The sequence below is a fragment of the Paraplanobispora takensis genome (genome assembly GCF_016863195.1).
Taxonomy (GTDB): domain Bacteria; phylum Actinomycetota; class Actinomycetes; order Streptosporangiales; family Streptosporangiaceae; genus Planobispora; species Planobispora takensis.
The window spans coordinates 91,188-116,167 of the sequence record NZ_BOOK01000014.1; the positions used below are offsets into that span (position 1 = coordinate 91,188).

20 protein-coding genes are annotated in these 24,980 nt (G+C 71.9%); 11 read left to right on the top strand and 9 right to left on the bottom strand.

All coding sequences use genetic code 11. The annotated features are described in order from the left end of the window. Positions 1–97 precede the first annotated feature (97 nt). The 5 genes from Pta02_RS10740 to Pta02_RS10760 are packed head-to-tail and all read right to left on the bottom strand — an operon-like array spanning position 98 to position 7,003. Complete coding sequence (locus Pta02_RS10740) at positions 98–1,291, bottom strand: ABC transporter ATP-binding protein (protein ID WP_203874589.1); 1,194 nt, start codon at positions 1,289–1,291, stop codon at positions 98–100. A gap of 24 nt (positions 1,292–1,315) precedes the next feature. Then, positions 1,316–3,196, bottom strand: coding sequence for a glycoside hydrolase family 13 protein (locus Pta02_RS10745; RefSeq protein WP_203874590.1), 1,881 nt, complete (start codon positions 3,194–3,196; stop codon positions 1,316–1,318). Beyond that, positions 3,193–4,077, bottom strand: coding sequence for a sugar ABC transporter permease (locus Pta02_RS10750; protein ID WP_203874591.1), 885 nt, complete (start codon positions 4,075–4,077; stop codon positions 3,193–3,195). The genes Pta02_RS10745 and Pta02_RS10750 overlap by 4 nt, the downstream gene beginning before the upstream one ends. Next, entirely contained in the window at positions 4,077–5,699 is a 1,623-nt protein-coding gene (locus Pta02_RS10755) for an ABC transporter permease subunit (protein ID WP_203874592.1), read from the bottom strand. Before Pta02_RS10755 ends, Pta02_RS10750 begins: the two co-directional genes overlap by 1 nt. A gap of 29 nt (positions 5,700–5,728) precedes the next feature. After that, positions 5,729–7,003, bottom strand: coding sequence for a sugar ABC transporter substrate-binding protein (locus Pta02_RS10760; protein ID WP_203874593.1), 1,275 nt, complete (start codon positions 7,001–7,003; stop codon positions 5,729–5,731). A gap of 132 nt (positions 7,004–7,135) precedes the next feature. On the opposite strand from Pta02_RS10760, the gene Pta02_RS10765 reads away from it, so the two are divergent. The 9 genes from Pta02_RS10765 (at position 7,136) to araA (ending at position 18,158) form a co-directional block, all read left to right on the top strand. Then, positions 7,136–8,164 (top strand): LacI family DNA-binding transcriptional regulator, encoded by a 1,029-nt coding sequence (locus tag Pta02_RS10765; RefSeq protein WP_203874594.1) that lies wholly within the window; start codon positions 7,136–7,138, stop codon positions 8,162–8,164. A gap of 193 nt (positions 8,165–8,357) precedes the next feature. After that, positions 8,358–9,347 (top strand): LacI family DNA-binding transcriptional regulator, encoded by a 990-nt coding sequence (locus Pta02_RS10770; protein ID WP_203874751.1) that lies wholly within the window; start codon positions 8,358–8,360, stop codon positions 9,345–9,347. 75 nt (positions 9,348–9,422) lie between these two features. After that, a complete protein-coding gene (locus tag Pta02_RS10775) occupies positions 9,423–10,418 on the top strand; it encodes an ABC transporter substrate-binding protein (RefSeq protein WP_203874595.1) in 996 nt (331 codons plus the stop codon). Positions 10,419–10,485: 67 nt separating this feature from the next. Continuing rightward, on the top strand, positions 10,486–12,009 hold the full coding sequence (locus tag Pta02_RS10780; RefSeq protein ID WP_203874596.1) for a sugar ABC transporter ATP-binding protein: 1,524 nt from the start codon (positions 10,486–10,488) through the stop codon (positions 12,007–12,009). After that, positions 12,006–13,250 (top strand): ABC transporter permease, encoded by a 1,245-nt coding sequence (locus Pta02_RS10785; protein WP_239130091.1) that lies wholly within the window; start codon positions 12,006–12,008, stop codon positions 13,248–13,250. Before Pta02_RS10780 ends, Pta02_RS10785 begins: the two co-directional genes overlap by 4 nt. Further along, positions 13,247–14,281, top strand: coding sequence for a galactofuranose ABC transporter, permease protein YjfF (gene yjfF / locus Pta02_RS10790; protein ID WP_203874597.1), 1,035 nt, complete (start codon positions 13,247–13,249; stop codon positions 14,279–14,281). Before Pta02_RS10785 ends, yjfF begins: the two co-directional genes overlap by 4 nt. 18 nt (positions 14,282–14,299) lie before the next feature. Next, positions 14,300–16,000 carry a ribulokinase gene (gene araB, locus Pta02_RS10795; protein ID WP_203874598.1) on the top strand — a complete coding sequence of 567 codons (1,701 nt, stop codon included), beginning with the start codon at positions 14,300–14,302 and terminating at the stop codon, positions 15,998–16,000. Then, complete coding sequence (locus Pta02_RS10800) at positions 15,997–16,665, top strand: L-ribulose-5-phosphate 4-epimerase (RefSeq protein ID WP_203874599.1); 669 nt, start codon at positions 15,997–15,999, stop codon at positions 16,663–16,665. The genes araB and Pta02_RS10800 overlap by 4 nt, the downstream gene beginning before the upstream one ends. After that, positions 16,662–18,158, top strand: a complete 1,497-nt coding sequence (araA, locus tag Pta02_RS10805) for an L-arabinose isomerase (protein WP_203874600.1) — start codon at positions 16,662–16,664, stop codon at positions 18,156–18,158. Before Pta02_RS10800 ends, araA begins: the two co-directional genes overlap by 4 nt. Positions 18,159–18,404: 246 nt before the next feature. Here araA and Pta02_RS10810 read toward each other — a convergent pair whose 3' ends face one another. Both Pta02_RS10810 and Pta02_RS10815 read right to left on the bottom strand, forming a co-directional pair. After that, positions 18,405–19,520, bottom strand: coding sequence for a MerR family transcriptional regulator (locus tag Pta02_RS10810; RefSeq protein WP_203874601.1), 1,116 nt, complete (start codon positions 19,518–19,520; stop codon positions 18,405–18,407). A gap of 34 nt (positions 19,521–19,554) precedes the next feature. Continuing rightward, positions 19,555–20,379 (bottom strand): TetR/AcrR family transcriptional regulator, encoded by an 825-nt coding sequence (locus Pta02_RS10815; protein WP_203874602.1) that lies wholly within the window; start codon positions 20,377–20,379, stop codon positions 19,555–19,557. A gap of 94 nt (positions 20,380–20,473) precedes the next feature. Here Pta02_RS10815 and Pta02_RS10820 point away from each other — a divergent pair, with 94 nt between their 5' ends. Next, positions 20,474–21,403: an alpha/beta fold hydrolase gene (locus Pta02_RS10820; protein WP_239130093.1), complete on the top strand. Its 930-nt coding sequence runs from the start codon at positions 20,474–20,476 to the stop codon at positions 21,401–21,403. Between the two features lie 15 nt (positions 21,404–21,418). Here Pta02_RS10820 and ygiD read toward each other — a convergent pair whose 3' ends face one another. Next, on the bottom strand, positions 21,419–22,318 hold the full coding sequence (ygiD, locus tag Pta02_RS10825; protein ID WP_239130095.1) for a 4,5-DOPA-extradiol-dioxygenase: 900 nt from the start codon (positions 22,316–22,318) through the stop codon (positions 21,419–21,421). A gap of 163 nt (positions 22,319–22,481) precedes the next feature. Between ygiD and Pta02_RS10830 the strand changes: the two genes are divergently transcribed. Continuing rightward, on the top strand, positions 22,482–23,444 hold the full coding sequence (locus tag Pta02_RS10830) for a zinc-binding dehydrogenase (RefSeq protein WP_203874603.1): 963 nt from the start codon (positions 22,482–22,484) through the stop codon (positions 23,442–23,444). 160 nt (positions 23,445–23,604) lie between these two features. Here the strand turns inward: Pta02_RS10830 and Pta02_RS10835 are convergent, their stop codons facing one another. After that, positions 23,605–24,870 carry a PP2C family protein-serine/threonine phosphatase gene (locus Pta02_RS10835; protein WP_239130100.1) on the bottom strand — a complete coding sequence of 422 codons (1,266 nt, stop codon included), beginning with the start codon at positions 24,868–24,870 and terminating at the stop codon, positions 23,605–23,607. Positions 24,871–24,980: the final 110 nt, after the last annotated feature.

Genomic DNA, 24,980 nt, shown 5'->3' on the forward strand with positions numbered 1-24,980 from the left:
GGGGCAGTGGGTGGTGAGGCAGTGGTACGCGCCGCGGGCCGTGCCGGGAAAGGGTTGCAGGGGGTTGCAACGGCACCGCCCGCTCGCGGGTGGATCGTCACGAGCGGATCGCCGCTCCACTCTCCGGGTCGAAGAAGTGCACCCGCTCGGTGTCGACCACCACCTCGATCTCGTCGCCGTTGCGGACCCGCGAGCGCGGGCCGAAGGAGGCGCGGAAGCGGGTGCCCCGGTCGTGGAGGGCGACGTCGGAGCTGTGGGCGTCCTTCTCCAGGGCCTTGGTGTCCTCGGTGACCACCTTGGGCGCGTCGAGGACGAAGTGCACGACGATCTCCGAGCCCAGCGCCTCGGTCATCGTCACCGTGGTGCGCAGCCTCGGCAGGTCGTCCCCGCCGCGGGCCAGCCGGGCGTCCTCCATGTCCTCGCTGCGGACGCCCACCGCGACGTCGCGCCCGGCGTAGCCGGCCAGGGCCGGGCGCGCGGCGGTGACGGCGCCGGGCAGGGCGAGCGTCGCGGCGCCCAGGCGCACCGCCAGGTCGCCGTTGCCCGCCTCGACCCGGCCCAGGGCCATGTTCATCGGGGGCGATCCGATGAAGCCCGCGACGAAGATGTTGTCCGGATGGTCGTAGAGGTGCTGGGGGTCGCCGATCTGCTGCAGGACGCCGGCCTTCATCACGGCCACCCGGTCGCCCATGGTCATGGCCTCGATCTGGTCGTGCGTGACGTAGATCGTGGTCACGTTGAGGTCCTGCTGCACCTGGGCGATCTCGGCGCGCATCTGCACCCGCAGCTTGGCGTCGAGGTTCGACAGGGGCTCGTCCATCAGGAAGACCTGGGGCTCCCTGACGATCGCCCGGCCCATCGCGACCCGCTGACGCTGCCCGCCGGACAGCTGCTTGGGCTTGCGGTCCAGCAGGTTGCCCAGCTCCAGCATCTGCGCGGCGCGCTCGACCCGGCGGGAGATCTCGGCGGCGTCCATCCTGCGGATCCTCAACCCGTAGGCGATGTTGTCGGCCACGCTCATGTGCGGGTAGAGCGCGTACGACTGGAAGACCATCGCGATGTCGCGGTCCTTGGGCGGCAGGGTGTTCACCACCTTGCCGCCGATCGTCATCGTGCCGCTGGTGATGTCCTCAAGCCCGGCCACCATCCGCAACGCGGTCGTCTTGCCGCAGCCCGAGGGGCCCACCAGGACGAGGAACTCACCGTCGGCGATGGCGATGTCGAGGTCCCTGACCGCGTGGAACCCGTTCTCGTACCGTTTGTTGATCTTGTCGAGGACGACCTCTGCCATGGCTTTCCTCCGGGGGCTGGATGGTCAGGCGAGCCGCCAGACCTGGAACGCCGGCCCGTCGCCGGGCAGCGTCACGGGTTCGCCGGGGGCGGCCCTGAGCGGGTCGGCCCCGCCGTACAGGTTGGGCGCCTCGCCGGTGAGGCCGAGGGGCGCGGCCGGCAGGCGCAGCGGCCGGTGCGGGGCGCGGGCGGCCAGGACCAGCAGCCGCTCGCGGGCGCTCTCCCGCAGGAAGCACAACGCGTCCCCGGCGGCGTGGACCCAGCGCAGGCCGCCCCGGCGCAGGGCCTCGTGCTCGCGGCGCAGCGCGGCCAGCCGGCGGTAGCACACCATCGTGCGGCGGTCCCACCGGTCGCGCCGGTGCCAGGGGAACGGGCGGCGGGCGTCCTCCCCGAGCCGGCCCTCCAGGCCGATCTCGTCGCCGGCGAACACCATGGGCGTGCCCACCATCGTGAACAGCAGGCCCGCGGCGACCTCCGCGACCTCGGGGGCGCCCACGACGGTGCGGATCCGCGCCGAGTCGTGCGAGCCCAGCAGCGACCACGAGGCGGCCGCCGAGCGCCACGGCACGGCGGCGGAGAAGGCCCGTACGGCGCGCGCGAAGGACTCGGCGCCCAGCCGGGGCGCCCGCACCGGCAGCCCGAGATAGTGGTGGTCCTGCGGTTCCGGCGAGCGCACCCACGCCCACAGCGGCCGGGTGAAGCCGGAGTAGTTCATGGTCCCGTGCCAGCCGTCGCCCGCCAGGTCGGCGGAGGCGTCGTGGCAGTGCTCGGCCAGCAGCAGCGCCTGCGGGCTGACCTGCCGCAGGGTCGCCCGAAGGCCGCGCGCGACCTCGGCGTTGACGTCCTCGGCGCCGTGCCGCCCGGCCATGTTGGCCACGTCGACCCGCCAGCCGTCGAGCCCGTAGGGCGGATCGAGCCACCGCCCGGCCACGGACTTCGGGCCGTCGAGCAGCCGGCGCCGCAGCTCGGCGGAGGTGTGCCGGAACTTCGGCAGGGAGCGGTGGCCCAGCCAGTCGGCGTACCGGTCGCTGCGCGGGCCGGCGAAGTAGAAGAAACGGCGCTCGGCGGCCTCCGGATCGGCCAGCGCCCGCCGGAACCACGGGTGGGTGTCGCCGCAGTGGTTGACCGTCAGATCGCCGAGCAGGTGCCAGCCGCGCGCGTGGACCTGCCGCGCCAGCCGTACGAGGGCCTCGTCCCCGCCCAGCAGCGGGTCCACCGCGTGGAAGCTGGAGGCGTTGTAGCGGTGGTTGGACTCGGCCGGGAAGAACGGCGTGAGATAGAGCGTGTCGACGCCGAGCGCGCCGAGGTGGTCCAGGTGCTCGGTGACGCCGTCCAGGTCGCCGCCGTAGAACTGGCGGCCGGTCGAGGTGCCCGTGGAGACGACGGGGTCGTCCCACTGCGCGGGCTCGGCCCACGGCGGCGGCGGGCGCCCCGCCGCGGCGGCGGAGCGGGCGAAGCGGTCCAGGAAGATCTGGTAGACGTACCCGTCCCTGGCCCAGTCCGGCGGCGGGTCCGCGGTGGACAGTCGGAAGTCGGCCGTGTCCGGGACGTCGTGGGCGTGCACGCCCGCGCCGTTGAGCCAGCGGTAGCCGCGCGGGCCGCCGTCCAGCAGGAACCGGTAGCCGGTGACCGGGTTGCGCACCCGCAGGCCGCAGCGCCACCAGGTCTCCGCGGCGGTGACCCGGTCGAGGGTGCCCGCCGAGAAGGCGGGCTCGCCGTCGTGCGGAGATCTGATCCAGACCCGCTCGGCCCCGTCGGCGCGGGGCACGCGCACCAGCACCGTGACCGTGTCGCCCAGCACCGGCGCCTCGTCGGCGACGTACAGCGCCGCGCCGTCGTGGTGCGGCGCGTTCAGCGCGGCGCCGTCGTGGTGCGGCGCGGGCCGGGGCCGGGCGGGGGAGGTCATCCCTTCACCGCCCCCGAGGTCAGCCCGCCGACGATGTAGCGCTGCAGGAACTGGAAGAGCACGACCGTGGGGATCGCCAGGATCACGGCGCCGGCGGAGAAGACCCCGAAGTTCGCGTTGCGCTCGCCGGAGATGAGCCCGTACAGGCCCACCGCGGCCGTCTTCGCGCTGTCGTCGGTCAGGAACACGCTCGCGATGAGGAACTCGTTGACCGTGTTGATGAAGCCGAGCAGGCCGGTCACCGCGAGGATGGGCACGACCAGCGGCAGGATGATGCCGAAGAAGATCTGGGAGTGCGTGGCGCCGTCCACCTTCGCCGACTCGTCCAGGTCCTTGGGGATGGTGTCGAAGAAGCCCTTCATCAGCCAGGTGTTGACCCCCAGCGCCCCGCCCAGGTACAGCAGGATCAGCCCCCAGGAGGTGTTCAGGCCGATGGCCGGATACAGGTCGGTGATCTCGGCGAAGATCAGATACAGCGCCACGATCGCCAGGAACTGCGGGAACATCTGCACCAGCAGCAGGCTGACCAGCCCGATCCGCCGCCCCTTGAACCTGTAGCGGGAGAAGGCGAAGGCGGCCGCCGCGGAGACGAACATGGACAGCACCGCCGACAGGACCCCGATGAGCAGGGTGTTGAGGAACCACCGCGAGAACGACGTGGTGCCGAACAGCTTGGTGAAGTTCTCCAGGCTCGTGTCGGGCGGGATGAGGGTCGAGGAGCTGAGCGTGCCCAGCGGGTTGAGCGAGGCGGAGACCACGAACAGGATCGGGAACAGGGAGAAGGCCAGCGCGAGCAGTCCGACGAGATGGCGCCAGCCGAACTGGCGCAACCAGCCGCCTCTGGCGCTGCCGAGCCGTACGACCTCGTTGGTTGCGGTCATCAGTTGATCTCCTCCAGGCTCCGTGTGCGCCGGAAGCCGATGATCGACACGGTCGCCACGATGACGAAGATGAACACCGAGACGGCCGCGGCGAAGCCGTACTGCGCGCCCGCGCCGCCGAAGGCCAGCCGGTAGGTGTAGGTGATCAGGATGTCCGTCGCCCCGGCGTTCGGGTTGTCCGGCGGGAAGGGCCCTCCGCCGCTGACCAGATAGATCCCCGCGAAGTTGTTGAAGTTGAAGGCGAAGGAGGAGATCAGCAGGGGGGCCAGGGCGATGAGCAGCAGCGGGAAGGTCACGGTGCGGAAGGCGTACAGCGGCTTGGCGCCGTCGATCGAGGCCGCCTCGGTCAGGTCGGCGGGGATCGACTGCAGGGCGCCGGTGCACACCAGGAACATGTAGTTGTAGCCCAGCCACAGCTGCACCAGCAGGACGGCGACCTGCGCCGCCGGCGGGGTGCCGAACCAGTTGACCTCCAGGCCGGTCATCCGGTTGATCAGGCCGAACTCGGTGTTGAACATGTCCCGCCACACCAGGAGCATGACCACCGCCGGCATGGCGTACGGCAGGATGATCAGGGATCGGTAGACGCGCTGGCCGCGCATGCCCGGCCGGTTGAGGGTGATGGCCACCAGCAGCCCGAGCGCGAAGGTGATCAGGACGGTGCCGCCGGCGAACACGAAGTTCCACAGCAGCATCTTCAGGAAGGAGCTGCGGATCTCCTGGTCGGTCACGACGTCGGTGAAGTTGCGCAGCCCGACGCCGACCTTCCAGCCCTGCGCCAGCCGCTGCCCCTGCTGGTCGGCGAAGGAGCCGTCGGACTCGTCGGCCGTCCAGGTCCGCCCGGACGCGGCGTCCCTGATGCAGTCGCACCCGGCCTCGTAGGTCTGCTGCGGGGCCCCCTCGAACGCCCGGGACAGGCCCTGGCCGTACAGGGCCCCGGCCCGGGTGGGGACCTTGAAGGCGGCGATCTCGGCGCTGCGGGCCGCGGCCTGGCCGATGGTCAGGACCGTGTACCCCTGAGCCTGCCGGATCTTGCCGTCGGGATCGGCCCGCACCGCGCCGGCGGGCAGCTCCCGCAGCCCGCCGGCCGTCCCGGCGAAGGACGCGTCGGTGCCGGGGTCGGTCAGCAGGAAGACGAGGTCCCCGCTCACCGGGTCCCCGGTGGTGGCGATGGACAGGACGTAGACGGTGGAGCCCGGCACCTGCCGCACCGAGGCGTCCTGGATCGCGGTGATCGCCTCCTGCTTGGTGCCCCGGTGGCCGTCGCCGAAGTTCGTGAACGCGGTGGTGACCGTGTAGACGACCGGGACGACCTGGAAGGCGATCAGGAAGAGGGTGCCCGGGATCAGGTACTTCGCCGGGATCACCCGGGGGGAGAGGTAGATGTAGAACAGCAGCGCCGTCACCGCCACCAGGATCCCCAGGCCGATCCAGTTGCCCTGGTTCACCAGCGGGAAGGCGGCCCACAGCGCGAGCGCCGCGGCCACGCCGAGCACGGCGATCCTGATGACGAGCCTGCCGGTGGAGACGGTGCCGTCGCCGCCGCTGAGGCCGAACCGGGGCCGGCGGTGGCCGGGCCCGTGGGAGGCGCGTTCCTCGGAGATCTCAGTTGTGTCGGACATGACGCTCTCCTGGGCCGGGGTGTCCCGGGCTACTCGATCGCCGACCGGATCGTCTCGGCCGCCGCCTGCGTGGTGCCGGCGGGGTCGGCGCCGCCGACCACCGCGGCGATGGCCTTGCCCCAGGGGTCCCAGACCGCGTTCATGGCGGGGATCGCCGGCATGATGTCGCCGCCCTCGCCGGCGGACAGCAGCTTCGGCAGGTCCTGGTCGGTGGTCTTGGCCTCGTCGAAGGCGGCGATCAGCGCCGGCGGGCGCGGGTCGGCCCTGTAGAAGGCGAGCGCGACGTCGGGCTGGGCGAAGTAGTTGGTCGCGAACTCCTGGGCGAGGACCTTGCTGGGGCCCTTGGAGGCGACGAACAGGGCCTGCACGCCGACGAACGGCTTGGCCCGGGTGTCGCCGAAGCCGGGGACGGGGGAGATGTCGTAGGCGATCCCGGCCTTCTGGATCTCGGAGATGAACCAGGGGCCGCCCACCAGGAAGGCGCTCTTGCCGCCGGTGAACACGCTCGCCACGTTGTCGGTCCCGATGGAGCGCTTGAGCACCCCCTCGCCCTTCTCGCCGTACTTGGCGAAGTTCTCCATCGCCTCGGCCGCCCCGGGCTCGGCCAGTCCGAGGTCGCCGGGGTCGTAGTCGCCGTCGTCCGCCTGGCCGAACAGGTAGCCGCCGCCGGCGGTGTACAGCGGGTAGCCGTAGTAGGCGTCGCCGTTCTGGCCCACCGGGAAGGCCAGGACCTCCGAGACCTTGCCCTGGCTCTTGAGCCTCTTGCCCGCGGCCACCAGCTCCTCGAAGGACTTAGGCGCCTGCGGGGCGAGGGCGGTGTTGCGGAAGAGCACCACGTTCTCCAGCGCGAAGGGGATGCCGTAGATCTGGCCGTCGAACGTCACGCCCTTGAGCGCCAGCGAGTTGAAGGCGGCCTTCTGGTCCTCGGTCATCGTGATCGGGTCGATCGCGCCGTTGCGGACCAGGTTGCCGATCCAGTCGTGCGCGCCCATCACCAGGTCCGGGGCCTTGCCGCCCTGCGAGGCGGTGACGAAGTCGACCTGCCTGGTCTCTCCCGGCACGGTCTGGATCTTCACAGTGACCCCGGTCTCCTTGGAGAACCTGTCGGCGGCGGCCTTCAGCGCCGGGGCGCGCTTGTCGTCGGTCCAGATCGTCAGGGTGCCGCCGCCCTCGCCCTGCCGCGCCGCCGCACGGCCGGTTCCGGCGCCGCCCTGGCCGCAGGCCGCGACCGCCAGCAGGATCCCGGCCAGCAGTATCGCCGGCAGCGTGCCCCCCGGTGTGTCCCGTCGTGTGCGCAGCCGCATGTCATCGCTCCTCGGCGCACGGGAGATTGGGTTTCATACGCGCTAAACCCTGTTAGCCCGAACGTCCTCCGCCCTTCCCCGAGTGTCAATAGACCGTTGCGCAATCGTTTCCGGTATGCCGATCATGGTCGGATGACGCAACACCGCGCGACGCTGACGGAGGTGGCCCGGCGGGCGGGTGTCTCCCCGACGACGGCCTCCTTCGTCATGACCGGGCGCACCGACATGCGGATCTCCGTGGAGACCCGCGACCGGGTCCTGCGGGTCGCACACGAGCTGAACTACCGGCCCAACCTGATGGCGCGCAGCCTGCGCAGCAAGGTGACCCAGACGATCGCGCTGATCTCCGACACGATCGCCACCGAGCAGTACGCCGGGCAGATCGTGTACGGCAGCCTGGCCGCCGCCGCCGAACGCCGGCATCTGCTGTTCATCGGCGAGACGGAGGGCGATCCCGTCCTGGAGGAGCGCCTGATCAACGACCTGCTGGACCGCCAGGTCGACGGGTTCATCTACGCCACCATGTACACCCGGCGGGCGCGCGTCCCGCGCAGCCTGCGCGGCCAGCGGCTGGTCCTGCTCAACTGCGCGGCCGCGGGGCGGGAGATCCCGGCCGTGGTCCCCGACGAGGTGGGGGCCGGCCGTACGGCGGCGCAGGCGTTGATCGACGCCGGGCACCGGGAGGGCATCCACCTGGTCGGCGAGCGGGCCCCGCACCTGATCGCCGGCAACGAGCGCATCCAGGGCATCGAGGCCGCCCTGGGCGCGGCGGGGACCTCCCTGGCCGGCTCGGTGGACTGCGCCTGGTGGCCCGAGTCGGCCTACGAGGCCACGGCGGGGTTCCTGGCCGCCGGGCACCTGCCCAAGGCGCTGATCTGCATGAACGACCGGGTCGCCCTCGGCGTCTATCAGGCGCTGCAGGAGGCGGGACTGGGCATCCCCGAGGACGTCTCGGTCGTCTCCTTCGACGACTCCGACCTCGCCACCTGGTTACGGCCGCAGCTCACCAGCGTCGCCCTGCCGCACCAGTGGCTCGGCCGGCGGGCCGTGGAGATCCTGCTCGGCGAAGCGGAGCACCGGGGGGTGGAGCGTCTGCCCATGCCGTTGCGTCACCGCTCATCCGTGGGTTCTCCGAGGGGACGGTCCCGGGGGAATGGTTAACGTTAACAATGCTGACCGCGACAACGGTAGGAACCCGGAGGCTCCTCGTCAAGAGGGGTTAACGGGGCGTTTCCATGTGACCAGACCGTAACCGGCGAACTTCTTGACGACACCCGTTGTTAACGTTCACAGTCACTCCAAGCCAGGAAAGGAAGTGACCGTGAGTTCGAGACAGGAGCGCCGCTCCCCGGTGATGGCCGATGTGGCCAGGGTGGCCGGTGTGTCCCACCAGACCGTCTCGCGCGTGCTCAACGATCACCCCAACGTGCGCACCGAGACCCGTACCCGGGTCCTGGCCGCGATCGACCAGCTCGGCTACCGCCGCAACCTCGTCGCCCGCGCACTCGTCACCCGCCACTCGCGCACCCTCGGCGTGGTCAGCTTCGACACCACCCTGTACGGCCCGGCCAGCACGGTCTACGGGATCGAGCAGGCGGCCAGGGCGGCCGGCTACTTCGTCAGCATCGTCAGCCTGCGCACCATCGACAGGGCCGGCGTGCGCGAGGCCCTGGACTATCTCGCCGAGCAGGGCGTCGACGGCATCGTCGTGGTCGCGCCGCAGCGCTCGGCGGCCAGCGCGCTGGCCGACCTGCCGCCCGGCGTCCCGGCCGTCGCCGTCGAGGGCGACCACGGCGGGGACGTCAGCGTGGTCAGCGTCGACCAGGTCGAGGGCGCCCGCCTGGCGACCGAGCATCTGCTCGGCCTGGGTCACGAGACGGTCTGGCACGTGCGCGGGCCGCTGGACTGGCTGGAGGCCGAGGGGCGGATCGCGGGCTGGCGGGCCGCCCTGGAGGCGGCCGGCCGGCCGGTCCCCGAGCCGCTGCCCGGCGACTGGAGCCCGCGCTCGGGCTACGAGGCCGGGCGGTTGCTGGCCCGGATACCGGAGATCACCGCCGTGTTCGTGGCCAACGACCAGATGGCGCTCGGGGCGCTGCGGGCGTTCGCCGAGGCGGGCGTCGACGTGCCCGGACGCATCAGCGTCGTCGGGTTCGACGACGTCCCCGAGTCGGAGTTCTTCTCTCCGCCGCTCACCACGGTCCGCCAGGACTTCGGGGCGGTGGGCAGGCACAGCATCGCGATGTTGCTCAAGCAGATCGAGGAGGGTCAGGCGCAGTCCCGCGAACGATTCGTCGTCTCGCCGGAGTTCAAGGTCAGGGCCAGCACCTCGCCGGCCCGGCGATAGCCGTAAAGGAAGAGACAGGGCGCCACGGTCCCGCCGTGGATGTTAGCGCTCACATAAAGGAAGGAACCCCCCACCGTGTTGAAGAAGATGTCCGTACTGCTGCTGACCGGAGCCGTCGCCATGACGATGGCCGGCTGCGGCGGCGGTGGCAACGACAGCGCCACCGCCGGGTCGGGCGGCGGCAGCGGTGACGGCAGCATCACCATGGGCTTCTCCCAGGTCGGCGCGGAGAGCGGCTGGCGTACCGCCAACACCAAGTCCGTGCAGGAGTCGGCCAAGACGGCCGGGATCGAGCTGAAGTTCTCCGACGCGCAGCAGAAGCAGGAGAACCAGATCAAGGCGATCCGCTCCTACATCCAGCAGAAGGTCGACGTCATCGCCTTCTCGCCGGTCGTGGAGTCCGGCTGGGACACCGTGCTGAAGGAGGCCCAGAACGCCAAGATCCCGGTGATCCTCACCGACCGCGCCGTGGACTCCAAGGACACCACCCTCTACAAGACCTTCCTCGGCTCGGACTTCGTGGAGGAGGGCAAGAAGGCCGGCCAGTGGCTGGTGGAGGAGTACAAGGACTCCACCGAGCCGGTGAACATCGTCGAGCTGCAGGGCACCACCGGCTCGGCCCCGGCCAACGACCGCAAGGCGGGCTTCGCCGAGGTCATCGGGGCGGACGCCAAGTTCAAGATCGTCGCCTCGCAGACCGGTGACTTCACCCGGGCCAAGGGCAAGGAGGTCATGGAGGCCTTCCTGAAGTCCAACCCGGACATCGACGTGCTGTACGCGCACAACGACGACATGGGCCTGGGCGCGATCGAGGCGATCGAGGGCGCGGGCAAGGTCCCGGGCAAGGACATCAAGATCATCACGGTCGACGCGGTCAAGGACGGCATGCAGGCGCTGGCCGACGGGAAGATCAACTTCATCGTCGAGTGCAGCCCGCTGCTCGGCCCGCAACTGATGGACCTCGCCAAGAAGGTCGTCGCGGGAGAGCAGGTGCCCGCCCGCGTGGTGACCGAGGAGACCACCTTCACCCAGGAGCAGGCGAAGGAAGCCCTGCCCACCCGCCAGTACTGATGACCCGACGGGTCGCTCCGAACTCGCACTTCGGAGCGGCCCGTTCCCCCCGAGGAAGGGACGCCGCATGGCCACACCCGTCCCGATCCTGCGGATGAGCGGGATCTGCAAAGAGTTCCCCGGCGTCAGGGCGCTGAGCGACGTCGACTTCCGGCTCATGCCGGGAGAGGTGCACGCCCTGATGGGGGAGAACGGCGCCGGCAAGTCGACCCTGATCAAGGTCCTCACCGGGGTCTACGACATCGACGCCGGCGAGATCACTCTGGACGGCGCGAAGGTCGCCTTCGCCAACCCCCTGCAGGCGCAGCAGGCCGGCATCAGCACGGTCTACCAGGAGGTCAACCTCTGCGCGAACCTCTCGGTGGCGGAGAACATCTTCATCGGCCGCGAGCCGCGCCGCCTGGGCCGGATCCGCTGGCGGGAGATGCGGCGGCGGGCCACGGCTCTGCTGGACAGGCTCGACCTCGCCATCGACGTGACGGCGCCCCTGTCGGCCTACTCCCTGGCCGTGCAGCAGATGGTCGCCATCGCCCGCGCCGTCGACATCTCCGCCCGGGTCCTGGTCCTGGACGAGCCGACCTCCAGTCTCGACGCCGGCGAGGTCGAGCAGCTGTTCCGGGTGATGCGCCGGCTCAAGGACGAGGGCATCGCGATCCTGTTCGTCTCGCACTTCCTCGACCAGATCTACGAGATCGCCGACCGCATGACGATCCTGCGCAACGGCAGGCTGGTGGGGGAGTACCTCACCAGCGAGCTCGGCCAGGTCGAGCTCGTCGGCAAGATGATCGGCAAGGAGCTCGAGGACCTGACCGAGCTCGACGAGAAGCCCAAGGAGCTGGAGGCCGTCGAGCGCTCGCAGCCCTTCGTGGAGGCGCGCTCGCTGGGCCGCTCCGGTTCCGTCGAGCCGTTCACGCTCACCATCCACGAGGGTGAGGTGGTCGGCCTGGCCGGGCTGCTCGGCTCGGGCCGCACCGAGGTGGCGCGCCTGCTGTTCGGGGCCGACCACGCCACCACGGGGGAGGTGGCCGTCGGCGGCACGCCGGTGGCGCTGCGCACCCCCCGGGCCGCCACGGCCCGCGGGATCGCCTTCTGCTCGGAGAACCGGCGCGCCGAGGGACTGATCCCCGACCTCACCGTCCGCGAGAACATCGTCCTGGCCCTGCAGGCCGCCCGCGGGTGGTCGCGGCCGATCCCGCGCCGCCGGCAGGACGAGCTGGTCGACAAGTACATCCAGGCGCTGAGGATCAGCCCGGCCAACCCCGACCAGCTCGTGAAGAACCTCAGCGGCGGCAACCAGCAGAAGGTGCTGCTGGCCCGCTGGCTCATCGTCGAGCCGCGGCTGCTCATCCTCGACGAGCCCACCCGGGGCATCGACGTCGGGGCCAAGGCCGAGATCCAGCGCCTGGTCGCCTCCCTGGCCGACGGCGGCATGGCGGTGCTGTTCATCTCCGCCGAGCTGGAGGAGGTCCTGCGCCTCAGCCACAAGGTCGGCGTCCTGCGCGACCGCCGGCTGGTGGCCGAGCTGCCCAACGACGACGACCTGACCACCGGAGTCCTGATGGAGACCATCGCGAGCGGAGGCCGTACATGACCGCTCCCACCGGACGTCCGCCCATGAGCGGCGCGGACCCCGCCGAGCCCGCGGAGCCCGGGACGGGGGCCGACCCGTCCGTGACCGTGGCCCGGTCCGGCCCGTCCGAGGCGGCTCCCGAAACCGCTGCGACAGCTTCGACCGGCACGAGCGCCCCGGCTGCGGCGGCCCGTCCGGGCCGCAGGGCGGGCCTGGCCGCGGTGACCGGGCACCGGCTGTTGTGGCCCGGCGTCGTCCTGGCCCTGCTGCTGCTGGCCAACGTGCTGTTCACGCCCGGCTTCCTGTCGATCGAGATGAAGGACGGCCACCTCTACGGCAGCCTCGTCGACATCGCCAGGTTCGGCGCGCCGCTGATCCTGGTCGCGGTCGGCATGACCCTCGTCATCGCCACCGGCGGCATCGACCTGTCGGTCGGCTCGGTGGTGGCGATCTCCGGGGCGCTGTCCTGCCTGTGGATCAGCGGCCTGGACGACCAGCAGGACGTGGGCGGCGTGCTCGTCGCCGTCGGCCTGGCGCTGGGCCTGTCGCTGGTGCTGGGCCTGTGGAACGGCTTCCTGGTGGCCGGCTTCGGGATCCAGCCGATCATCGCCACCCTGATCCTCATGGTGGCCGGCCGCGGCCTCGCCCAGCTGATCACCGACGGCCAGATCATCACGATCAACAGCAGCCCCTACAAGCTCATCGGCGGCGGCTACTGGCTCACCCTGCCCTTCGGCATCATCGTCGTGGCGGCCGTCCTGGCGATCACCGCGTTCCTCACCCGCCGCCTGGCCCTGGGCCTGCTCATCGAGTCCGTCGGCGGCAACGCGACCGCCAGCCGGCTGGCGGGCATCCGGTCCCGCGGTCTGATCATCACGGTCTACGCGTTCTGCGCGCTGTGCGCCGGCATCGCCGGTCTGATGATCAGCTCGAACGTCTCCAGCGCCGACGGCAACAACGCGGGCCTGTGGATCGAGCTCGACGCCATCCTCGCCGTGGTGATCGGCGGCACCTCCCTCGTCGGCGGCCGCTTCTCCCTGGGCGGCACCGTGCTCGGCGCGCTCATCATCCAGACGCTGACCACCACGATCTACTCCGTCGGCATCCCGCCGGAGACCACGCTGCTGTTCAAGGCGCTCGTGGTGACCGTCGTGTGCCTCCTGCAGTCCCCGGCCTTCCGAGAGAAGGTCTTCCACCGCCGCGGCCGGCGCCCGGGCGCGTCGCCGGCGAGCGCCGATCCGAAGGTGAAGGTGCCGGCATGAGCTCGGACGTCGTGACCTCCGGCCCCTCCGGCCCCAAGGGGCGGACCGCGGACCGCCCGGCCCGCGCCGCGGTGCTGCGCGGCCGGGAGAGGTACATCCCCGTCATGGCGACGGGCGCCCTGCTGCTGGCCATGTTCGTGGTCGGCGGGATGCGCTACGAGGCCTTCGCCTCGGGGCAGATCGTGCTCAACGTCTTCATCGACAACGCCTTCCTGCTCGTCGTCGCGATCGGCATGACCTTCGTGATCCTCACCGGCGGCATCGACCTGTCGGTCGGCTCGGTGGTCGCGCTGTCGACGATGATCTCGGCGAGCCTGGTGACGGGTCAGGGCTGGCCGCCCCTGCTGGTGATCCCGCTGGTCCTGCTCATCGGCGCGGCGCTCGGCTTCGCGATGGGCTGCATCATCCACTACTTCGACATCCAGCCGTTCATCGTCACGCTGGCCGGGATGTTCCTGGCTCGGGGCCTGTGCTACACGATCGGCACCGACTCGATCCCGATCACCGACGAGACCTACACCGCCATCGCCCAGACGCGGATCGACCTGTCGGCCGAGATGTTCATCTCGCCGAGCGTCCTCATCGCCCTGGCGGTGGTCGCGGTCGCCACCTACGTGCTGCACTACACCCGCCTGGGCCGCAACGTCTACGCGGTCGGCGGGAACGAGCAGTCCGCGATGCTGATGGGCCTGCCCGTGGCCCGCACGAAGATCGCGGTCTACACGATCAGCGGTTTCTGCTCCGCGCTCGGCGGCGTGCTGCTGTCGTTCTACATGCTCTCCGGGTACGGCCTGCACGCGGTCGGCATGGAGCTGGACGCGATCGCGGCGGTGGTCATCGGCGGCACGCTGCTGACCGGCGGATCGGGTTACGTGCTGGGAACCGTGCTGGGCGTCCTCGTCCTCGGCCTGATCCAGACGATCATCAGCTTCGAGGGCACCCTGAGCTCCTGGTGGACGAAGATCTTCATCGGCATGCTGCTGTTCGTCTTCATCCTGCTCCAGCGCCTCATCACGGCCCGGCGCCCGTAGAGCCGCCGGAACGCCCCCATGGACCCCTCTGACCCTGGAGAAATTGTGAGCGCTAACAACGACAGCTACGTGGTCGGCGTCGACTTCGGCACGCTGTCCGGCCGCGCCGTCGTGGTACGGGTCTCCGACGGTGCCGAGGTGGGCAGCGCCGTGCACGAGTACGCCCACCGCGTGATCGAGGACCGGCTGCCCGGCACGGAGGTGAAGCTGGGCCCGGACTGGGCGCTGCAGTCGCCGCAGGACTGGCGCGAGGTGCTGCGCACCGCGGTGCCCGAGGCGGTGGCCGTCTCCGGAATCTCCCCGTCGCAGGTCATCGGCATCGGCACCGACTTCACGGCCTGCACGGTGCTGCCGGCCACCGCCGACGGCACCCCGCTGTGCGAGGTCGACGGGCTGGCCGGGCGGCCGCACGCCTGGCCCAAGCTCTGGAAGCACCACTCCGCCCAGCCGCACGCCGACCGGATCAACGCCCTGGCCGAGCGGCGGGGCGAGAGCTGGCTCCCGCGCTACGGCGGGAAGATCTCCTCCGAGTGGCAGTTCGCCAAGGGCCTGCAGGTCCTGGAGGAGGACCCCGAGGTCTACGACCTGGCCGAGCGCTGGATCGAGGCCGCCGACTGGATCATCTGGCAGCTCACCGGCGTGGAGACCCGCAACACCTGCACCGCCGGGTACAAGGGGATCCACCAGGACGGCGCCTACCCCTCCGATGACTTCCTGGCCGAGCTCAATCCCGCCTTCGCCGGTTTCACCGGCAAGCTCGGCCGGGAACTGGCTCCGCTCGGCGGCCTGGCGGGCCGCCTGACGGCCGAGGCCGCCGAGTGGACCAAGCTCCCCGAGGGGATCGCGATCGCGGTCGGCAACGTCGACGCCCACGTCACCGCGGCCGCCGCCGACGCCGTCCGGCCCGGCCAGATGGTCGCCATCATGGGCACCTCCACCTGCCACGTCATGTCCTCCGAGGCCCTCGCCGAGGTGCCGGGCATGTGCGGCGTGGTGCGCGACGGGATCGTGCCGGGCCTGTGGGGCTACGAGGCCGGCCAGTCCGGCGTCGGCGACATCTTCGGCTGGTTCGTCGACACCTGCGTGCCCGGCTCCTACGAGCGCGAGGCCGAGCGGCTGGGCCGTACCGTGCACGAGCACCTCACCGAGCTGGCCGCCGAGCAGAAGGTCGGCGAGCACGGCCTGGTGGCGCTGGACTGGCACAACGGCAACCGGTCGGTCCTGGTCGACCACGACCTGTCCGCGGTGATCGTCGGCCAGACGCTCGCGACCCGCCCCGAGCACACCTACCGGGCGCTCATCGAGGCCACCGCCTTCGGCGCCCGCATGATCGTCGAGACGTTCGAGGACGCCGGCGTGCGGGTGGAGGAGTTCGTCGCCGCCGGCGGCCTGCTGAAGAACCGCTTCCTCATGCAGGTCTACGCCGACGTGCTGGGCCGCCCCATCTCGGTGATCGGCTCGGACCAGGGCCCGGCGCTCGGCTCGGCGATCCACGCGGCCGTCGCCGCCGGCGCCTACCCCGACATCGAACAGGCCGCCGCGGCCATGGGCAAGCGCACCGAGGCCGCCTACGTGCCCGACGCCGGGCGCGCCGACGCCTACGACCGGCTGTACGTCGAGTACTGCCACCTGCACGACCACTTCGGACGAGGAGAGCACCCCCATGGCAACGACGTTCTGCACCGCCTGCGCGCCCTGCGGAACGAGGTGACCGCGTGAACCCCCGCGTTCGTGAGCTGAGGGAGACCGTCTGCGACCTCCACGCCGAACTGGTCCGCAACAACCTCGTCGCCTGGACCGCGGGCAACGTCTCGGGCCGGGTGCCGGGCGAGGACCTGTTCGTCATCAAGCCGAGCGGCGTCTCCTACGACGACCTGACCCCGGACTCGATCGTCGTGTGCGACCTGGACGGCAACCTGGTCGAGGGCGACTACGCCCCCTCCAGCGACACCGCCGCCCACGCCTACGTCTACCGGGCCATGCCGCATGTCGGCGGCGTCGTGCACACCCACTCCACCTACGCCTCGGCCTGGGCGGCCCGCGGCGAGGCGATCCCGTGCGTGCTCACCGCCATGGCCGACGAGTTCGGCGGCGAGATCCCGCTCGGGCCGTTCGCGCTGATCGGCGGCGACGACATCGGCAAGGGCATCGTCGCGACGCTGGAGGGCCACCGGTCCCCGGCGGTCCTGATGCAGAACCACGGCGTCTTCACCGTCGGCGCCTCCGCCAAGGCGGCGGTCAAGGCCGCCGTGATGTGCGAGGACGTCGCCCGTACGGTGCACATCTCCCGACAGCTCGGCACGCCGCTGCCCATCGCGCAGGCCGACATCGACAGCCTGTACGACCGTTACCAGAATGTCTATGGACAGAGGAGTCCGCGTTGACCCGACACGAGCGTGAGATCTGGTTCCTCACCGGCAGCCAGGGACTGTACGGCGAGGCCACGCTGCGGCAGGTGGCCGACCAGTCCCGGCAGATCGCGGAGGCTCTGGAGGAGGCCCTGCCGTTCACCGTGGTGTGGAAGCCGGTGCTCACCGACGCCGAGGCGATCCGGCGGATGTGCCTGGAGGCCGGCGCCTCGGACGCGTGCGTCGGGGTGATCGCCTGGATGCACACCTTCTCCCCGGCCAAGATGTGGATCGCCGGCCTGGACGCGCTGCGCACCCCGCTGCTGCACCTGCACACCCAGGCCAACATGGAGTTGCCGTGGGACTCCATCGACATGGACTTCATGAACCTGAACCAGGCCGCCCACGGCGACCGCGAGTTCGGCTACATCCAGGCCAGGCTCGGCGTGCCCCGCAAGACCGTCGCCGGGCACGTGAGCGACCCGTCGGTCGCCGCGCGGATCGGGGCCTGGGCCCGGGCCGCGGCCGGGCGCGCCGAGGTGGGCTCGCTCAAGCTGGCCAGGTTCGGCGACAACATGCGCGACGTGGCCGTCACCGAGGGCGACAAGGTGGAGGCCCAGCGGCGCTTCGGGGTCTCGGTCAACACCTACGGGGTCAACGACCTGGTGGCCGCGGTCGAGGCCACCTCCGACGCCGAGGTGGACGCGCTCACCGCGGAGTACGAGGACGCCTACAAGATGGCCCCCGAGCTGCGCGCGGGCGGCGAACGGCACGACTCCCTGCGCTACGCCGCCCGGATCGAGCTGGGCCTGCGCGGCTTCCTGGAGGACGGCGGCTTCAAGGCGTTCACCACGAACTTCGAGGACCTCGGCGGCCTGCGGCAGCTGCCCGGCCTGGCCGTGCAGCGGCTGATGGCCGACGGGTACGGCTTCGGCGGCGAGGGCGACTGGAAGACCTCGGTGCTGCTGCGCACGCTGAAGGTGATGTCGGCCGGGCTGCCCGGCGGCACGTCGTTCATGGAGGACTACACCTACCACCTCGTGCCGGGCCAGGAGCTCATCCTGGGCGCGCACATGCTGGAGGTCTGCCCGACCATCGCCGCGAGCACGCCCTCGTGCGAGATCCACCCGCTGAGCATCGGCGGCCGCGAGGACCCGGTCCGGCTGGTCTTCGACGCCCAGCCCGGCCCCGCGGTGGTGGTGGGCCTGGCGGACATGGGTGAGCGCTTCCGGCTGGTCGCCAACGAGATCGACGTGGTCGCCCCCGCCGAGCCGCTGCCCCGCCTGCCGGTGGCCCGCGCCGTGTGGCGCCCCCGGCCGGACCTGCGCACCTCGGCCGAGGCGTGGCTGACGGCCGGAGCCCCGCACCACACCGTGCTGTCGGCCGCGGTCGGGACCGAGGAGCTCGCCGACTTCGCCGACATGCTCGGCGTCGAACTGCTGGTCATCGACTCGGAGACCACCACCCGCCAGTTCACCAAGGAGATCCGCTGGAACCAGGCCTACTACCGCCTGGCCCAGGGCTTCTGAGGGTTCCGCCCGGCTCGGGCGAGTACACCGGCATACGCCGGACGGGCCCGTCCGCGGGGCTCAGGGGATGCCGGCACGGCTGGAGGGGGAGATCGCGTCGGCGGGGGGACGGGCGGGCGGCATCGCCCTCATCCTCGCCGCCGAGGCGGGCCTGCTCCTCGTGCTGGGTGGCCGGCTGAACCGCCGGTCCACCGCCGACGGCCTCGTGCCGTGCACGGCCGCCGGGCGTCGACGGTGCGAGGCGGTTCAGGCGATGAGCAGGCGGAGGCCGAGATCCGCCGCGTCGAGGCCGGCGAGGTCGCCGTTGCGCTCGGCCCACCGGCCGGAGTCGAGGTCGTCGCCGAGGCTTCGCACCGCCCGCTGCTCGGCCTGCGGTCCGACCCTCGTCCACACCGACATCGCACGGCGCACGTGATCCTCCAGATACGCCGCCGGCCGGCGCCAGTACGCCTCGAACAGGCCGTCCGCGCAGTCCCACGGGACGGGCACCGGCTCGGCGCGGGCGCCGATCGCACCGGCCATCCCGGCGAGCGAGGGGAATCCCGCAAGGACGGCGGCGAACTCGGGCAGGTAGTCGCGGGTGAGCCAGAACCGGTCCTGCCATCCGGGCTCGTCGGTGTCGAACGTGAGCACCACCACGCGGTGGGCCACGCGCCGCATCTCGCGCAGCCCCGCCATCGGGTCCTCCCAGTGGTGAACGGTGGAGACGGCCATCGCGACGTCGAAGGAGTGATCCCCGAACGGCAGGCTCTCCGCGGCGGCGGCCACGCACGGCGCCGCGCCGGCAGGCCGCTGCCCCCGCATGACGGCCGAGGGCTCCACCGCGGTCACGTCGCGATCGGCGGGCTCGTAGGAGCCGGTGCCGGCCCCGACGTTCAGCACCGTCCGCGCGTCCCCGAGTGCGTCCCAGATCTGCGCGGCGATCCGCGGCTCGGTACGCCGCGTTGCGGTGTAGGCGCCGCCGATCGCGTCGTACAGCCGTGCACCGAGCATCTCCAGTTGCTCCTCCGGCGTCACCTTCAGTCCCCTCGCCCGTGCCTGGAGTTCCCTGTCGATGGCCGCCACCATGGCGTCGGCGCGATCACGCCGCTCCAGCAGCAGGCCGCGCAGCCGGCGCAGGTGCGCGACCGCGTCGGTGGACGGGTCGCCGACCAGTTCCGCGATCTCCCGCAGCCCGAAGCCCAGCCGCCGATAGGCCAGCACCTCCCGCAGCCGCTCCACGTCGCCCGCCGAATAGGCCCGGTACCCGGCCGCGGTCCGCGCCGACGGCCGGACGAGCCCGATCCCGTCATAGTGATGCAGCGTGCGGACGCTCACACCTGCCAGCTCGGCCACGTGTCCCACGGTCCAGTGATCCTCCACGGCACCGACTATGCGGCCTGACGCCACGTGAGGGTCAAGGGCCCGGCTCACGACCGACGGCCGCCTCGACGCCGTCCAGCAGGATGGCGAGGCCGACGGTGAACGTCCGGTCCATCTGCCGTTCCAGGTACGGCGCCGCCTCGTCCCCGGGCGGTTCCTGCGCGCTGTCGTCGCCGTGTCCGGCCGCCGTCTCCCCGGCGAGCCGGGCCGACATGGGGAAGCGTTCGGCGAAGTCGGGCGCCAGTTCACCCAGCAGGGCCGAGCGGCCGGCCCACCACTCCTGGTCGGACACGCCGGTCGCCGTCGCGGCGAGCCGCGCCTCGGCCACGGTCTGCGCCGTCCCGCGGACGAAGTGGAACAGCGCGGTCACCGTCCCGCGCAGCGTCCCGGCGTCGAGGCCGGCGCCGTACAGGATGCCCACCAGCCGTTCCAGGACGGCCTGTTCGTTGGGACCGAGCACGGGGCGTGCGTAGGACACCTGCACCACCCACGGATGCCGCAGGTAGAGCGACCACAGTTCCCCGGCCCACGCCGTCACCGCCTCCCGCCAGCCCCCGTCCGGGTCCCGGGCGGGCGGCATCTCGGCGTGCACCCGGTCGTACATCAGGTCCAGCAGCTCCGCCTTGCCGGGCACGTAGGTGTACAGGGCCATGGAGGAGCGCCCGAGCCGCTGGGCCACGGTGCGCATCGACAGCCCCGCCAGGGTGTCGGCGTCGGCCACCGCGATGCCCGCCTCCACGATCGCCTCGACGCTCAGCGTGGGCTTGGGCCCGGGGGCCGAGCCCGTGGCCCGCGCCCGCGGCGCCCACAGCAGGGCCATCGACCGGCCCGCGTCTCCCTGGCCGGCGAAGATGCTCACCGTTGAACTCCTTATGGCGTAAGGTATCATCTTATCGATCTACAGCATACGGGATTACCGTCGTCATCCGGTGGACCAGAGGTGGAGGCGTCCGATGAGCGAAGCGAAGCTGACCGAAGTGAAACTGCACGACGGAAGCGGCATCGAGGTGGAGGCGCGAGGCACCGGCCCGGTCGTGCTGCTGCCGGTGAACCCGCGCCCGGCCGAGGGGGCCAAGGCCGAGGAACTGCGCCGGTGGGGGATGGACCCCGCCCTGGGCCGTTCCCTCGTGGACGGGCTCGCCGACGCGTTCCGGGTGGTCGCCTTCGACTACGAGGGCCACGTCCTGGCCGATCCCAAGCCGGACAGCCTGACCCCGCAGGCCATCGCCGACGACATCCTCGCCGTGGCCGACGCGGCCGGCGCCGGCCGGTTCGCCTACTACGGATACTCGTGGCTGGCGCTGAGCGGGCTGCAACTGGCGATCCGCACCGACCGTCTCTCGGCGCTGGTCATGGGCGGGTTCCCGCCGATCGGCGGGCCGTACGCGCAGATGCTGCGGGTCACCGAGGCGACCCACGAGCTGGCGGTCTCCCCGCCCGGCGTCGAGACGTCAGGCACCGAGACGTCAGGCACCGACGCGTCCGGCTGGACGGCACAGGAGGCGCAGGACGTTCAGGTTCCGCGGAGCACGGACGACTACGACTGGTCGGCGTCGGAGATGACGATGACCGAGCCGCAGACCCGGCAGTTCGTCACGCTGTACCGGGCGCTGCGGGGGTTCGACGACCGGGCCGTCCAGGCGCGGCTCACCTGCCCGCGCCTGTGCTTCGCCGGATCGGCCGACACGATCACCTACGACGAGCGCTGGGGCGACGTGGTGGTGGACATCGCCGGCCCGTTCACCGGGCGGCGCGCGGAGCTGGAGTCCCTCGGCTGGGAGGTGCGGGTGCTGGACGGCCTCGACCACACGCAGGCCATGCAGCCGGGACGCGTCCTGCCCATCCTGCGTCCCTGGCTCGACTCCGCGCTCGCCGGCCGCTGACCGGCGGGCGGCGGGTCAGATGTTCGACCCGTCCGGGGGCACGCCGTCGGGCAGCGGCGCCGCGGGCTCGGTGCCGTCGGCGGCCCCGGGGCAGGTCAGCCCGAGGGTGTAGGCGGTCATGGACAGCGAGCCGTAGGCGTACCCGTCCACGAGGACCTCGGTGGCGCCGCCGTCGGCGCCGGCCAGCCCGGCGAGATACAGCAGCGGGATGAAGTGGTCGGGGGTGGGCACGGCGTGCCCGAAGTCGCGGTGGCCGTCGAGGGAGGCGGCGGCGACGGGATCGCCGAGCATCGTCTCCTTGGCCTGCTCGTCGAAGCGCTGCGCCCAGTCGTAGCCGCTGTCGGGCAGCGCGCCGTTCATGCCGCGCAGGTTGTGCACGACGTTGCCGCTCCCGGCGATCAGCACCCCGCGCTCGCGCAGCGGCGCGAGCCGGGCGCCGAGGTCGAGGTGATAGTCGAAGTCCTTGTCGGCGTTGATGCTCAGCTGCACGACCGGGACGTCGGCCAGCGGGAAGGCGTGCACCAGGACCGACCAGGTGCCGTGGTCGATGCCCCAGCTGTCGACGTCGGCGCCCACCCAGGTGGGGTGGACGGCGTCGGAGATCTCCTCGGTCAGCTCCGGCAGACCGGGGGCGGGATAGTCGACGTCGAACAGTCGCTGCGGGAAGCCGTAGAAGTCGTGGATGGTGCGGGGGCGGGGCATCGCGGTGACGGCTGTGGCGTTGATGTACCAGTGCGCCGAGATCACCAGGACGGCGCGCGGTCGCGGGACCGCCTCGCCGAAGGCCCGCCACGCCTGGGTGTAGCGGTTGCTCTCCAGCGCGTTCATCGGGCTGCCGTGCCCGAAGAACGCCGCGGGCATCACCGGCGGCGCCGTCTCACCGATCGTCTCCGTGCCGCTGACCGTCTCTGCCACCGTTCACCTCCGCCCCTGCCGTACGGCCTGCCGTGCGGTCAGGCTAGCCCGCCCGCGCCCGCCCTTCGCGGAGGCGCGCTCCGGGACGGCGGGGACCGCTTGACCTCAAGGGCGGTTGAGGTCGCAGGCTTGATCGCGGAAACCGAGCCGGAGGGGCTGACTGATGCGTGCGGTGTGGTTGAAGGAGTTCGGCGGGCCCGAGGTGCTGGTCGTGGCGGAGACGCCCGATCCGGTGGCCGGGCCCGGGCAGGCGCTGGTCGAGGTGGCGTTCGCCAACATCACCTTCGTGGAGACCCAGCTCCGCGCCGGTGGGGCCGGGCCGTTCCGGCCGGAGCTGCCGATGATCCCGGGCAACGGCGTCGGCGGGGTGGTCACCTCGGTCGGCGCGGGGGTGGACGGGGCCCTGGTCGGCAGGCGGGTGATCGGCGGCACCGGCGGCTCGGGCGGGTACGCCGAGCGCGTCGCGGCCGAGGCCGGCGCCCTGATCGAGGTGCCGGACGGCCTGGACCTGGACGCCGCCGTGGCGCTGCTTGCCGACGGCCGTACGGCGACCATGATGCTGCGGGCCGCCGGGGTGCGCGCCGGGGAGCGCGTGCTGGTCGAGGCCGCCGCGGGCGGGGTGGGGACCCTGCTGGTCCAGCTGGCCGCGGCGGCCGGCGCCGAGGTCGTCGCGGTGGCCGGCGGCGCGCGCAAGGTGGCGCTGGCCCGCGACCTGGGCGCGGACGTGGCGATCGACTATCTGGAGCCTGACTGGGCGGACCGGGTGCGCGAGGCGACCGGCGGGGTCGACGTCGTCTTCGACGGGGTCGGCGGCGCGGTCGCGCACTCGGCGTTCGGGCTGCTCGGCCGGGGCGGGCGGATGCTCAGCTTCGGGCTCGCGAGCGGGCAGTGGGCGAGCATCCCGGAGGAGACCGCCGCGGAGCGCGGGGTGAGCCTGGTACGGGCGCAGGCCTCCCCGCAGGAGATGCGCGGGTTCACCGAGAGCGCGCTCGCCGAGGCCGCGGCCGGCCGGCTGCGCCCGGTGATCGGGCAGCGCTTCCCGCTGGAGCGGGCGGCCGACGCCCACGCCGCCATCCAGTCCAGGGCCACCGTCGGCAAGACCCTGCTGGAGGTCCGGGAGCTCTGAGAGCCGACCCGCTGACCCGCCGGGCTCCGGGCCGGGCTGTCGGACTGTCGCCTCCGGCGGACTCCGCGGGGCTCCGGAGGGCTCACGGCAGACTGTCGATCTCCGGCGGTCTCCGGGGACTCACCGCGGTTTGTCGGTCTCCGGCGATCTATCCGGGCACTCACAGCAGCAGTTGCTCCTGCTGCTCGGTGCGCCACTCCACCAGCAGCACGGTGGCGTCGTCCTGGAGCCGGCCCTGCTGGTGCTCCAGGAGGCCCTGGATCAGGCGGCGCAGTGTCTCGGGGGGCGGTACGCCGTCGGCCTCGCGGCGGATGACGAAGTCGGCGAAGCGCTCCAGGCCGAACTCCTGCCCGTCGGGACTCTGGGCCTCGATGACGCCGTCGGTGTAGAACAGCAGCCGGTCGCCGGGCTCCAGCTGGTAGCGCGACGGCTCGGTGAACGCGCTCATGCCCAGGCCCATCGGCGGGTCGGGCTCGGCCTGCAGGGTGGCCACCCAGCGCCCGCCGCGCAGCACCAGCGGCGGGTGGTGCCCCCGGTTGACCCAGGTCAGCACTCCGGTGCGGGTGTCGAGGTCGGCCAGGATGCCGGTGGCGAAGCGGGCGCCGCCGAACTGCTCGGCGATCGCGGCGTCGATCGCCTCGCCGACGGCCCGCAGCCCGATGTCCTGGCGGCGGTTGTTGCGGCAGGCGCCCATGGCGATGGTGGCGGTCAGCCCGGCGGCGGTGTCGTGGCCCATGGCGTCGAAGATCGACAGGTGCAGGGTGTCACCGGCCAGCGCGTAGTCGAAGGCGTCCCCGCCCACGGCGTAGGCGGGCTCCAGGGCGACGCTGACCACCACGCGTTCGGTGGCGAAGGTCCTGATCGGCAGCAGGGTCCACAGCACCTCGGCCGACAGCTCCATCGGCTGGGTGCGCACCAGGCGGGCGTAGGCGTCGCTGGTGGGGTACTTGCTGGAGAGGATCAATGCCACCAGGGAGGCCAGCTGGGCGGCCCGCCACCGGACGGTCTCGCCGCCGGCGGCGACGGTCATGCCCAGCACGCCGATGCGTTCGGTGCCGTCCAGCAGCGGCGCCCACAGCTGCCGGGGCTCCTCGTCGGTGATCGGGTGCGAGGGCGTGGGCTCGGTGTCGTCGGCGCGGCGCACCTGCACGATGTCCAGGGTGCGGAAGGCCCGCCCGGCCACGGTGGCGTCGATGCGCAGGCGTTCCAGCTCCTTGCCGTCGGGGTCGCGCTGGCCGGGCAGCGGCACCAGGAACTGGTGCTGCAGGTCTGTCAGGTACAGCATGACCTCGGAGAAACCGGCCGGTCCGGCGTACTTGGCGATCATGGCGGGAAGCTCTTCCACCGAGGCCAGGTGGTGGGCGGCGATCAGGTCGCCGAGCATCCGCTCACCGCGGCCGGGCATCCGCTCACCGTGGCCGGACATCGGCTCCCTCTCTCCTCGTCGGTCGCCTCCCGCCCGCCGGGCGGCCGGCGACCGGGTTCGGCCGGGCCCTCCACCGTCCGGCACTTCCCTGAAGGGACGAGGCTCACACG